The sequence below is a fragment of the Delftia acidovorans SPH-1 genome, from assembly GCF_000018665.1.
Taxonomy (GTDB): domain Bacteria; phylum Pseudomonadota; class Gammaproteobacteria; order Burkholderiales; family Burkholderiaceae_C; genus Comamonas; species Comamonas acidovorans.
In genome coordinates this window covers 6,695,001-6,706,843 of sequence record NC_010002.1, presented here as the reverse complement: position 1 = coordinate 6,706,843, position 11,843 = coordinate 6,695,001, and the positions used below count along the sequence as shown (strand labels likewise).

10 protein-coding genes (1 of these 10 only partly in view) are annotated in these 11,843 nt (G+C 66.7%); 9 read left to right on the top strand and 1 reads right to left on the bottom strand.

Translation table 11 applies throughout. The annotated features are described in order from the left end of the window. The gene (locus tag DACI_RS30370) at positions 1 to 507 is read left to right on the top strand and encodes an LPS-assembly lipoprotein LptE (RefSeq protein WP_012207799.1); all 507 of its coding nucleotides are present in this window, start codon (positions 1 to 3) and stop codon (positions 505 to 507) included. A gap of 5 nt (positions 508 to 512) precedes the next feature. Further along, positions 513 to 1,565, top strand: coding sequence for a DNA polymerase III subunit delta (holA, locus tag DACI_RS30365; RefSeq protein WP_012207798.1), 1,053 nt, complete (start codon positions 513 to 515; stop codon positions 1,563 to 1,565). A 10-nt stretch (positions 1,566 to 1,575) separates the two neighbouring features. Here holA and DACI_RS30360 read toward each other — a convergent pair whose 3' ends face one another. Beyond that, positions 1,576 to 1,878, bottom strand: a complete 303-nt coding sequence (locus tag DACI_RS30360) for a hypothetical protein (RefSeq protein ID WP_013804767.1) — start codon at positions 1,876 to 1,878, stop codon at positions 1,576 to 1,578. A 188-nt stretch (positions 1,879 to 2,066) separates the two neighbouring features. Between DACI_RS30360 and DACI_RS30355 the strand changes: the two genes are divergently transcribed. The 7 genes from DACI_RS30355 to gshB form a co-directional block, all read left to right on the top strand. Then, a complete protein-coding gene (locus DACI_RS30355; protein WP_012207797.1) occupies positions 2,067 to 3,347 on the top strand; it encodes a glutamate-5-semialdehyde dehydrogenase in 1,281 nt (426 codons plus the stop codon). Between the two features lie 89 nt (positions 3,348 to 3,436). Then, positions 3,437 to 4,894: a Trk system potassium transporter TrkA gene (gene trkA / locus DACI_RS30350; protein WP_012207796.1), complete on the top strand. Its 1,458-nt coding sequence runs from the start codon at positions 3,437 to 3,439 to the stop codon at positions 4,892 to 4,894. A 10-nt stretch (positions 4,895 to 4,904) separates the two neighbouring features. After that, a complete protein-coding gene (locus DACI_RS30345; RefSeq protein ID WP_012207795.1) occupies positions 4,905 to 6,371 on the top strand; it encodes a TrkH family potassium uptake protein in 1,467 nt (488 codons plus the stop codon). Between the two features lie 81 nt (positions 6,372 to 6,452). After that, entirely contained in the window at positions 6,453 to 7,748 is a 1,296-nt protein-coding gene (gene gshA / locus DACI_RS30340; RefSeq protein ID WP_012207794.1) for a glutamate--cysteine ligase, read from the top strand. Positions 7,749 to 7,845: 97 nt separating this feature from the next. Then, positions 7,846 to 9,714: a potassium transporter Kup gene (locus DACI_RS30335; protein ID WP_043783034.1), complete on the top strand. Its 1,869-nt coding sequence runs from the start codon at positions 7,846 to 7,848 to the stop codon at positions 9,712 to 9,714. A gap of 50 nt (positions 9,715 to 9,764) precedes the next feature. Further along, positions 9,765 to 10,946 (top strand): benzoate/H(+) symporter BenE family transporter, encoded by a 1,182-nt coding sequence (locus DACI_RS30330; RefSeq protein WP_012207792.1) that lies wholly within the window; start codon positions 9,765 to 9,767, stop codon positions 10,944 to 10,946. Between the two features lie 80 nt (positions 10,947 to 11,026). Next, positions 11,027 to 11,843, top strand: partial view of a glutathione synthase gene (gene gshB, locus DACI_RS30325; RefSeq protein WP_012207791.1) — the 5' portion only. It continues 134 nt past the right edge of the window; only the first 817 of its 951 coding nucleotides appear in the window; it begins with the start codon at positions 11,027 to 11,029; its stop codon lies off the right edge, out of view.

Below are 11,843 nucleotides of genomic sequence, written 5' to 3'. Positions count from 1 at the left end.
ATGCAAAAACGTACCCTGCTCACCGCCCTGGCCCTGGCTCCGCTGCTGGGGGCCTGCGGCTTTCGCCTGCGGGGGGTGCCGACCTTCGTGTTCCGCTCGCTGTACATCCAGGCGGGCCGGGGCTCTCCGGTAGCGCGGGAGCTGTCGCGCAATCTGGCCAGTGCCAGCGACAAGCTGACCGTGCTGCGCGATCCGGCATCGCCCGACGATGCCGAAGCGATCTTCCAGATCGTCAGCGAGCGGCAGGAGCGGGTCATCGTCGGCATGAACGCGCTGGGCCAGGTGCGCGAGTTGCAGCTGCGCCTGCGCGTGCGCTTCAAGCTGCGCACGCCCAATGGCGACGAGCCGATTCCCGAGACCGAAATCCTGCAGCAGCGCGATGTGACGTACAACGAAACCAACGCGCTGTCCAAGGAAGCCGAAGAAGCCATGCTCTACAAGGACATGCGCACCGACATCGTGCAGCAGTTGCTGCGCCGCCTGGCCGCCGTCAAGAGCCTGACCTGAGCCCCATGCAGCTTGCCCTGAACCAGCTTGGCGGCCATCTGGCCAAGGGCCTGCGCCCGCTCTATGTGCTGCACGGCGACGAGCCGCTGCAGCAGCAGGAGGCGGCCGACGCCATCCGCGCCGCCGCGCGCGCGGCCGGCTATACCGAGCGCAGCAGCTATACCGTGGCCGGCGCGCATTTCGACTGGAGCGCCGTGCTGGCGGCCGGTGGCTCGCTGTCGCTGTTCGCCGACCGGCAGATCGTCGAGATCCGCATTCCCTCGGGCAAGCCCGGCAAGGACGGCGGCGCCGCGCTGCAGCAGATCGCCGAGTCCGCGCGGGGCAACGACAGCACGCTCACCCTGGTCCTGCTGCCGCGCCTGGACAAGGCCACCAAGACGGGGGCCTGGTTCAGCGCGCTGGAGGCCCAGGGCATGACGCTGCAGATCGATCCCATTGAGCGCGCCCAGTTGCCGGCCTGGATCGCCCAGCGGCTGGCGGCCCAGGGCCAGCGCGTGGCACCCGGCGAGGAAGGGCAGCGCACGCTGCAGTTCTTTGCCGACCGTGTCGAAGGCAACCTGCTGGCCGCGCACCAGGAAATCCAGAAGCTGGCGCTGTTGCATCCCGAGGGTGAACTGAGCCAGGCCCAGGTCGAGCAGGCCGTGCTCAATGTGGCGCGCTACGACGTGTTCAAGCTGTCGGAGGCCGTGCTGGGCGGGCAGTTGGCGCGCGTCTCGCGCATGCTCGATGGCCTGCAGGCCGAAGGCACGGCCGAGGTGCTGGTGCACTGGACCCTGGCAGAGGACATCCGCGCCATCTGCCGCGTGAGGGACGCCATGGCCGCAGGCCAGCCCCTGCCGATGGCGCTGCGCGCCCAGCGCATCTGGGGCGTCAAGGAACGCTTGTTCGAGCGCCTGCTGCCGCGCATCACTGACGCCCAGGCCGCGCGCCTGCTGCAATCGGCCCACGCGGTGGACGGCATCGTCAAGGGCCTGGCCTTCGAAGGCTGGCCGCGCGACGGCTGGCAGGCCCTGCGCCGCCTGGCCGTGGACCTGGCCCAGGCCGGCGCCAAGGGCTGACGTACCGTTCCTAGCGCGTCTTTTCCAGCTGCGCCTGGGCCTTGGTGGCCCAGGTCTCAAGGTTGTCCAGCAGGTCCTTCTGGCTGAAGGAGCAGCTTTCCTCGCTGAACAGCGCGCTGGACTCCAATCGGTCCAGCAGATTGAGCAGCACTTCGCCGTAGCGCGGCGGCAGGGCCTGCAGCAACTCCGATGAGGCCCTGGCCTGCTGTCCGAGCACGGCGGCAGACAGCTGCTGCTGTGCCAGTTGGGCGAAGCCGGCGTGCAGCTGGGCGAGCTGCTGGGCGGCGAGAAGAGTGTCGTGGCTGGTGGACATGGCGGGAAACCTCTGCGTACTGGGCAGCAGTGTAGGGTGGCCGCGACATCCTGCCGGCCGCCGCAACGCGGGGTTTGCCCTCTGGCGGCCGTGCGCAGACGCATCCCGGCCTCATCGCAGCCGCATGTCGGCGCGGGGCATGCCCGGTCCCGGTGCGCAAATGGGCGCAACTCGGCGAGAATCTCGGAATGAACGCGCTCAATATCGTCGAATACACCCACAACCTGGGCGTTCAGGCCAAAGTGGCCTCCGCCCAGATGGCCCGAGCCTCGGCTGCCGTCAAAAGCCGCGCCCTGCTGGCGCTGGCGCGCCTGCTGCGGGAGAACGTGGAGCCGTTGCAGACCGACAACGCCCGTGACCTCGACCGCGCCGTGGCCAACGGCCTGTCCGCTCCCATGGTGGACCGCCTGCGCCTGACGCCCAAGGTGCTGGAAACCTGTGCCCAGGGCTGCGAACAGCTGGCATCCATGGCCGACGTGATCGGCGAGATCATCGGCATGAAGCAAATGCCCAGCGGCATCCGCGTGGGCCAGATGCGTGTGCCCATCGGCGTGTTCGGCATGATCTACGAGAGCCGCCCCAACGTGACCATCGAGGCGGCCAGCCTCAGCATCAAGAGCGGCAACGCCTGCATCCTGCGCGGCGGCTCCGAGGCCATCGACTCCAACAAGGCCCTGGCCGCCCTCGTGGCCAGGGCGCTGGCCGAGGCCGGCCTGCCCGAGCACGGCGTGCAGCTGGTGCAGACCACGGACCGCGAGGCCGTGGGCCAGCTCATTGCCATGCCCGACTACGTGGACGTCATCATCCCGCGCGGCGGCAAGGGCCTGATCGAGCGCATCAGCCGCGAGGCCAAGGTGCCCGTCATCAAGCACCTGGACGGCAATTGCCACACCTATGTCGATGATCCCTGCGACATCGCCATGGCCGTCAAGGTGGCCGACAACGCCAAGACCAACAAGTACAGCCCCTGCAACGCCAGCGAGAGCCTGCTGGTGGCGCGCGGCGTGGCGGCCGAGTTCCTGCCGCAGATCGGCGCCATCTACGCCGCCAAGGGCGTGGAGATGCGCGGCTGCCCCGAATCGCTGGCCATCCTGAAGTCCGTGGCCGGTGCCCAACTGGCCGAGGCCACCGAGCAGGACTGGAGCGAGGAATACCTGGCGCCCATCATCAGCGTCAAGATCGTCGCGGGTGTGGACGAAGCCATCGCCCACATCAACCGCTACTCCAGCCACCACACGGATGCCATCCTCACGCGCGACCACATGCATGCCCAGCGCTTTCTGCGCGAGGTGGACTCGGCCAGCGTCATGGTCAATGCCAGCACGCGCTTTGCCGATGGCTTCGAGTACGGCCTGGGCGCGGAAATCGGCATCAGCACCGACAAGTTCCATGCGCGCGGTCCTGTGGGCATCGAAGGCCTTACCTCGCTCAAATACGTGGTGCTGGGTGAAGGCGAAGTCCGCACCTGACCGGACCTTGCTGCGCGCCGGCAGGCACCCTGCCGGGACGCCCCGCGCCGGGATGCCCCGCGCCGGCACCGCAGCACCGCAATGAACCCATGAAAATCATCATTCTTGGCGCCGGCCGTGTGGGCTACAGCGTGGCCGAAAGCCTGGTGTCCGAACGCAACGACATCACGGTGATCGACACCGATGCGCGCCGCCTGCGCGAGCTGGAGTCGCGCTTCGACCTGCGCGGCGTCGTGGGCAACGGTATCGATCCCCAGGTGCTGGCCGAGGCCGGAGCCAAGGACACGGACCTGCTGATCGCCTGCGCCGCGCTCGACGAAACCAACCTGGTGTGCTGCAAGCTGGCCCAGGTGCTGTTCGAGATTCCCACCCGTATCGCGCGCGTGCGCTCCTCGGGCTTTGGCGATGACGAGACGCTGCTGGGCAAGGAAGGCTTCGGCGTGGACCGCATCATCTGCCCCGAGGAATCGCTGACCAACTACATCAGCAAGCTCATCGAGTTCCCCGAAGCCATGCAGGTGCGCGCCTTCGCGGGCGGACGCGCCGCGCTGGCCTCGGTGCGTGCGCGCGACGGCGCCCCTGCCGTCGGCAAGCACATCGGCGAGCTGCGCGACTGCATGCCCGAGCTGGCCATGCGCATCGTGGCCATCTACCGGCGTTTCCTGGAGGAGCCCGACCGCTTCGTGCGCTGCGACGGCAACACCCGCATCGAGCCCGGCGACGAAGTCTTCATCCTTGCCGCGCGCGAGCATGTGGCCGAGGTGCTGCGCGCCATCCACCAGCCCGCGGGCCGGCCTTCGCGCCCCGTCTACCGCATCATGATCGCCGGTGGCGACCAGGTCAGCCTGCGCCTGGCGCTGCAGCTGTCGCGCGTGCCGGGCCGCTTTCACATCAAGATCATCGAGCCCGACGAGCAGCGCTGCCAGGACCTGGCCTCGCTGCTGCCGGCCGAGGTGCTGGTGCTGCACGGCGATGCCACCGACGAGGACCTGCTGGCCGATGAAAGCGTGGAGGACGTGGACCTGTTCCTGGCCCTCACCGACGACGACGAAAACAACATCATGGCCAGCCTGCTGGGCAAGCGCATGGGCGCGCGGCGCGTGCTCTCGCTGATCACGCGGCGCGCCTATGCCGACCTGATGCACGGCACGCAGATCGACATTGCGCTGTCGCCGGCCCAGGCCATGCTCGGCGAGCTGCTGGCCTATGTGCGCCGCGGCGACGTGCAGGCCGTGCACAGCCTGCGCCGGGGCGTGGCCGAGGCGCTGGAGATCGTGGCGCGCGGCGACCGCAAGAGCTCGCGCGTGGTCGGCCGCAAGGTCGAGGACCTGCGCGTGCCCGAGGATGCGCACATCGGCCTCATCGTGCGCGGCATTCCCGAAGGCGTGCCGGCCGACGAGATCGCGGCCGGCGCCGAGCCCGAGGTCATCATCCCGCGCGGCAACACCGTGATCGAGAGCGGCGACCACGTGGTCTTCTTCCTGCCCCACAAGCGGCTGGTGCGGGACGTGGAAAACCTGTTCCGCGTCAGCGCCACCTTCTTCTGAGCCCATACCCATGCGCGACCTGTTCCCCGTCCTGCGCGTGCTTGGCATGCTCATGGTCATGTTCGCGCTGTCCATGCTGCTGCCCTTTGCCGTGTCCTGGTTTGCCGACGACGGCATCTGGCGCATCTACCCCTGGGCCATCGGCATCACGGCGGCGGTGGGGCTGTCGCTGTGGGTAGGCCTTGACCATTTCCGGCGCGAGCTGCAGCCGCGCCACGGCGTCATCCTCGTCACCCTGGTCTGGGTGGTGCTGCCGCTGTGCGCCATGCTGCCGCTGGTGCTGGGCCTGGGCCATGTGGGCCTGAGCATCAGCTTCACCCATGCCTATTTCGAGGCCGTCTCGGGCCTGACGACGACGGGCGCCACCGTGCTCACGGGGCTGGATGCATTGCCTGTGTCCATCAACGTCTGGCGCACCTTCCTGCAATGGCTGGGCGGCATGGGCATCCTGATCCTGGCCGTGGCCATCCTGCCGCTGCTGGGCGTGGGCGGTGCCCAGCTGTTCCGCGCCGAGGCCGCCGGCCCCATCAAGGACACCAAGCTGACGCCGCGCATGACCGAGACCGCCAAGGGCCTGTGGGGCGTCTACGGTGTGTTCTCGCTGGCCTGTGCACTGGCCTTCTGGGCCGCGGGCATGGAGCCGCTGGATGCGCTGATGCACATGTTCGCCACGGTGAGCCTGGGCGGCCTGTCCTCGCACGACGCCAGCTTCGCCTACTTCGACTCGCCGCTGATCGAGCTGATCGCCCTGGTCTTCATGCTGCTGGCCAGCTGCAACTTCGCGCTGTACTTCGTGGCCATGCGCAAGGGCCGCTGGGACGGCTTCTGGCGCGATCCCGAAATGCGCGCCACGCTGGCCGTGCTGCTGGGCGGCGGGCTCATCGTCGCGCTGCTGCTGTGGGCCAAGGGCGTGTACGGGCCTGTCGAGGCGCTGCGCTATGGCATCTTCCACGTGGTCTCGGTGGCCACGACCACGGGCTTCACCACCGTCGACTACCTGAGCTGGCCCGTCTTCGCGCCCGTGCTCATGCTGCTGCTGTCGGGGGTGGCCACCAGCGCGGGCTCCACGGGTGGCGGCATCAAGATGGTGCGCATGCTCATCCTGCTCAAGCAGGCGCGGCGCGAGCTCACGCGGCTCGTGCACCCGCGCGCCATGCAGCCCGTGCGGCTGGGCAACGGCGTGGTGGACGACCGCATGATCTTCTCGGTGCTGGCCTTCATGCTGGTCTATGGCGCCACCGTGATCACGCTCAGCATGGTGCTGCTGCTCACCGACCTGGACCCGGTGACCGCCTTTTCCGCCGTGCTGGCCAGCGTGCACTGCACGGGACCGGGCCTGGGCGCGCTGGGGCCGAGCTCCAACTATGCTGTGCTCACCGACTTCCAGACCTGGATCTGCACCCTGGCCATGCTGCTGGGGCGCCTGGAAATCCTCAGCTTCATGGCGCTGCTTTCCCCGGCTTTCTGGCGCCGATGATGCCGAAGAAACTAGGGAAAACACTTAGACCATGGTCCAATCTCTACAATTGCCCCCCACCGCCGTACCCAGAGGGTCTTTATGGTTCCACATCTCATCACGGCCCTGACAGGCCCGATCAACGAGCTTGAGCAGCGCATCCTCGACTCCATGCCGGCGATCGAGCGCTGGTTCCGGCTCGAATGGATGGAACACACGCCGCCTTTCTATTGCTCGGTGGACATCCGCAACGCCGGCTTCAAGCTCGCGCCCGTGGATACCAACCTGTTTCCTGGCGGCTGGAACAACCTGACCGACGAAATGCTGCCGCTGGCCGTGCAGGCGGCCATGGCGGCGATCGAGAAGATCTGCCCCGAAGCGCGCAACCTGCTCATCATTCCCGAGAACCACACGCGCAACACCCATTACCTGGCCAACGTGGTGCAGCTCAAGCGCATCTTCAACATGGCCGGTCTGAATGTGCGCATCGGCTCCATCAGCCCCGATGTGAAGAAGACCACCACCGTCACCCTGCCGCATGGCGACACGGTGACGCTGGAGCCGGTGATCCGCAGCAAGCGCCGCATCGGCCTCAAGGATTTCGATCCCTGCACCATCTTGCTCAACAATGACCTGTCCTCCGGCGTGCCGGGCATCGTCGAGGAGCTGTACGAGCAATACCTGCTGCCGCCCCTGCATGCAGGCTGGAGCGTGCGCCGCAAGAGCCGCCATTTCCAGAGCTACGAGGAAGTGGCCAAGCGCTTCGGCAAGCTGCTGGGCATCGATCCCTGGCTGATCAACCCGTTGTTCGGGCGCAGCGAAGGCATCGACTTCGCCAATGGCGTGGGCATGGAAGGCCTGGCCGAGCAGGTCGATGTGCTGCTGGCCAAGGTGCGCCGCAAGTACAAGGAATACGGCATCAAGGAAAAGCCGTTTGCCATCGTCAAGGCCGACAACGGCACCTATGGCATGGGCGTGATGACCGTGCGCGACGCCAAGGAACTGGCCGAGCTGCCGCGCAAGAGCCGCAACAAGATGGGCATGATCAAGGACGGCCAGACCGTGCACGACGTGATCATCCAGGAAGGCGTGCTCACCCAGGAGCGCATGAACAACGCCGTGGCCGAGCCCGTGGTCTACATGATGGACCGCTACGTGGTCGGCGGCTTCTACCGCATGCACCCCGAGCGCGACGTGGACGAAAACCTCAACGCGCCCGGTGCCGGCTTCGTGCCGCTGGCCTTCCAGCACAGCACCCAGCTGCCCCAGATCGGCGCCCGCCCGGGTGCCAGCATGCCCAATCGCTTCTACATGTACGGCGTGGTGGCCCGGGTCGCCATGCTGGCGGCCAGCTATGAGCTGGAGGCGACCAACCCCAACGCGGAAATCTACGACTGATCGGGGTGCTGTCCGATGCGCTCGTCATCAGGACAGCGGACAATGCCGGCATTTCAATTGACTGAAGCCATCTCCCCACGGGATGGCGCATAGACCTGTGCAGAAAACCAAATCTTCGTTGGCCGCGCTCACCCTGGGCGCCATCGGCGTGGTCTATGGCGATATCGGCACCAGCGTGCTGTACTCGGTCAAGGAGGTGTTCGGCTCCGGCCATGTGCCGTTCACCCAGGAGAACGTCTACGGCGTCCTGTCGCTGCTGTTCTGGACGCTGACGGTCATCGTCTCGCTCAAATACGTGGTCCTGGTGCTGCGCGCCGACAACAACGGCGAAGGCGGCCTGGTCGCCATGCTGGCCCTGGCCTCGCAGACCGTCAAGGACAAGCCGCGCCTGCGCAGCGTGCTGCTGCTCATCGGCATCTTCGGCACCTCGCTGTTCTATGGCGACGGCGTGATCACGCCGGCCATCTCCGTGCTTTCGGCCGTCGAGGGCCTGGAGGTGGTGTCCCCGCACTTCACCAAGGCCGTGATCCCGCTGACCCTGGTCATCCTGTTCCTGCTGTTCTGGTTCCAGAAACACGGCACGGCAGGGATAGGGCGTTTCTTCGGCCCCATCACCCTGGTCTGGTTCGCCACCATCGCCGCACTGGGCATACACCAGATCGCCGGCCATCCGGAAATCCTGGCGGCCATCAGCCCGCACTTCGCGGTGCGCTTCATCTGGGACAACCCCGGCACCAGCTTCATCATTCTGGGCGCCGTCGTGCTGTGCGTGACCGGGGCGGAAGCGCTCTACGCCGACCTGGGCCACTTCGGCAAGAAGCCCATTCGCCTGGCCTGGTTCTCCGTGGCCATGCCTGCCCTCACGCTCAATTACTTCGGCCAGGGTGCGCTGCTGCTGGCCAACCCGGCCGCCGTGAAGAATCCCTTCTACATGATGGCCCCGGCCTGGGCCCTGCTGCCCCTGGTGCTGATGGCCACCATGGCCACGGTCATCGCTTCGCAGGCCCTGATCACGGGCGCCTTCAGCGTCACGCGCCAGGTCATACAGCTGGGCTATCTGCCGCGCCTGGAAGTGCGCCACACCAGCGTGCGCGAGGCCGGCCAGATCTACATGCCCCTGGTCAACTGGAGCCTGTTCGTTGCCATCGCGCTGGCCGTGGTGCTGTTCCGCTCCAGCGGCAACCTGGCGGCCGCCTACGGCATTGCGGTGACGCTGGACATGCTGATCACCACCACCCTGACCTTCTTCGTGATCCGCTACCGCTGGAACTACCCGCTGGCCCTGTGCATTGCCGCCACCGGCTTCTTCTTCCTGGTGGACCTGGCCTTCTTCTCGTCCAACCTGCTCAAGCTGTTCGATGGCGGCTGGTTCCCGCTGCTGATCGGCGGCACGGTGTTCTCGCTGATGATGACCTGGCGCAAGGGCCGCGAGCTGCTGCACCAAAAGCTGCAGGCCGATGCCATCGACCTCAAGAGCTTCCTCGAATCGGTCTGGCGCCATCCCCCGGCGCGGGTGCCGGGCACGGCCGTCTTCCTGTCCGGCGAGCCTGGCACCGTGCCCAACGCCCTGCTGCACAACCTCAAGCACAACAAGGTGCTGCACAGCCAGAACATCTTCGTCACGGTGCGCAACCACGAAATTCCCTGGGTGGGCCTGGACAAGCGTACCGAGATCGAGGCCCTGGGCAGCGACTGCTGGCAGGTCATCATCAACTACGGTTTCAAGAACGAACCCGACGTGCCGGCGGCGCTGTCCCTGTTGCGTCCCCGGGGCTGCCAGCTCGACGCCATGGAGACCAGCTACTTCCTGTCGCGCGATGTCATCATCCCGCGCATCAGCCACCGCATGGCGCCCTGGCGCGAAAAGCTGTTCGCCCAGATGCACCGCAACGCCAGCCGTGTCTCCGACTTCCTGCACCTGCCCAGCAACTCCGTGGTGGAGCTGGGCTCCAAGATCGAGCTGTAGGCGTCGCCCGCGCATCGCACGATCCGCGACTGTGGTGACAGAATCGCGCGATGCGCTTTCTCCGTGACTTGAGTCCCTCCGCCTTTGCGGCCGGCTTCGTGGCCGTGCTCGTGGGCTTCACCAGCTCGGTGGCCCTGGTCTTCCAGGCCGCCCAGGCCTTCCATGCCACACCCGAGCAGATCACCTCCTGGGTCTGGGCGCTGGGGCTGGGCATGGGCCTGTGCTCCTTGCTGCCCTCGCTGATACTGCGCATGCCCGTCATGGTCGCCTGGTCCACACCAGGCGCTGCCGTGCTGGCCACGGCGGGGCTTGCCGGAGGCTTTTCCATGGGCGAGGCCGTCGGCGCCTTCATCATCAGCGCGGGGCTGATCATCCTGGTGGGTGTCACAGGCTGGTTCGAGCGCGTCATGAACCGCATCCCCATGGAAATCGCTGCCGCCCTCCTGGCGGGCGTACTTGCCAACTTCGGCATGCAGGCCTTTGCCGCCGCCAGGCACGCGCTGCCCCTGGTGCTGGTCATGCTGCTGACCTATCTGCTGTCGCGCCGCCTGGCACCGCGCTATGCGGTCATCGCCACGCTGGCGGTCTCCATCGCCTGGGTGGCGCTCACCGGCCAGATGCAATGGTCTGCCGTGCATGCAGGCCTTGCCTGGCCGGTCTTCACCATGCCCGAGTTCTCCGTGCCCGCCCTGGTGAGCCTGGCCTTGCCCCTGTTCGTCGTCACCATGGCTTCGCAGAACCTGCCCGGCGTGGCCGTCATCCGCGCCACGGGCTACAACCTGCCCATCTCCCGCATCATCAGCATGACTGGCATCGCCACCCTGGTGCTGGCCCCCTTTGGCGGATACGCGCTCAACCTCAGCGCCATCACCGCCGCCATCTGCATGGGGCCCGAGGCCCATGAGGACAAATCACGCCGCTATACGGCAGCGGCCGTCTGCGGCCTCTTCTATATAGTCATCGGCATCTTCGGCGCCGTGGTCACAGGGCTGCTCACCGCCTTCCCCAGGGAACTGGTGGTCTGCATTGCGGGACTGGCCTTGCTGGGCTCCATCGGCAGCGGCCTGGCCACGGCCCTGCAGGGAGAGGAGCACCGGGAGGCGGCGCTGATCACCTTCCTGGTCACGCTCAGCGGCGTGGTGATAGCCGGAGTCGGCTCGGCGTTTTGGGGCGTGGTCGCAGGCAGCCTGGCGCTATTTGTGCAACATTACCGACGTGCACGGGCCAGCTGACATGCGGCCCAGGCCCGGGCACCCCCTTTTGCTTCCTATATATAGGCGAGGCACGGGCCGCCGCCTTCCGCACACAAGCCATGCAAATCCTCTTCGTTGCCGATCCGCTCGAATCGTTCCAGACCTACAAGGACACCACCTTCGCCATGATGAGGGAGGCACAGCGGCGCGGCCACTCCATCGTGGCCTGTGAACCCAGGCAGCTTTCCTGGCAGCGTGGCGGCAAGGTCGTCGCCCATGTGCGGCACATCCAGCTCACGGGGGATGCGCAGCAGTGGTTCGAGACAACCCAGGAGGGGCTGGCTGAACTGGCAGGCTTTGACGCCATCCTCATGCGCAAGGACCCGCCCTTCGATTCCGAATACTTCTATTCCACGCACCTGCTCGAACAGGCCGAGCGTGAAGGCGCCAAGGTCTTCAACAAGCCCAGGGCGCTGCGGGACCATCCGGAAAAGCTGGCCATCCTCGAATTCCCGCAATTCATCGGCCCCACCCTGGTCACCCGCAGTGCACAGGACATCCGTGCCTTCCATGAAGAGCATCAGGACATCATCCTCAAGCCGCTGGACGGCATGGGCGGCATGGGCATCTTCCGGGTCGGCGCCGATGGCCGCAACCTGGGCAGCATCATCGAAACCCTGAACCAGGGCGGTGCCAGCAGCGTCATGGTGCAGAAGTTCCTGCCTGAGATCACCCAGGGCGACAAGCGTGTGCTCGTCATCGGAGGCAAGCCGGTTCCCTATTGCCTGGCACGCATTCCCCAGGGCAACGAAGTGCGTGGCAACCTGGCAGCGGGCGGCAAGGGCGTGGCCCAGCCGCTGAGCGAGCACGACAAGGCCATGGCCGAGGAGATCGGTCCCATCCTCATGGAGCGTGGACTGCTGCTGGCGGGCGTCG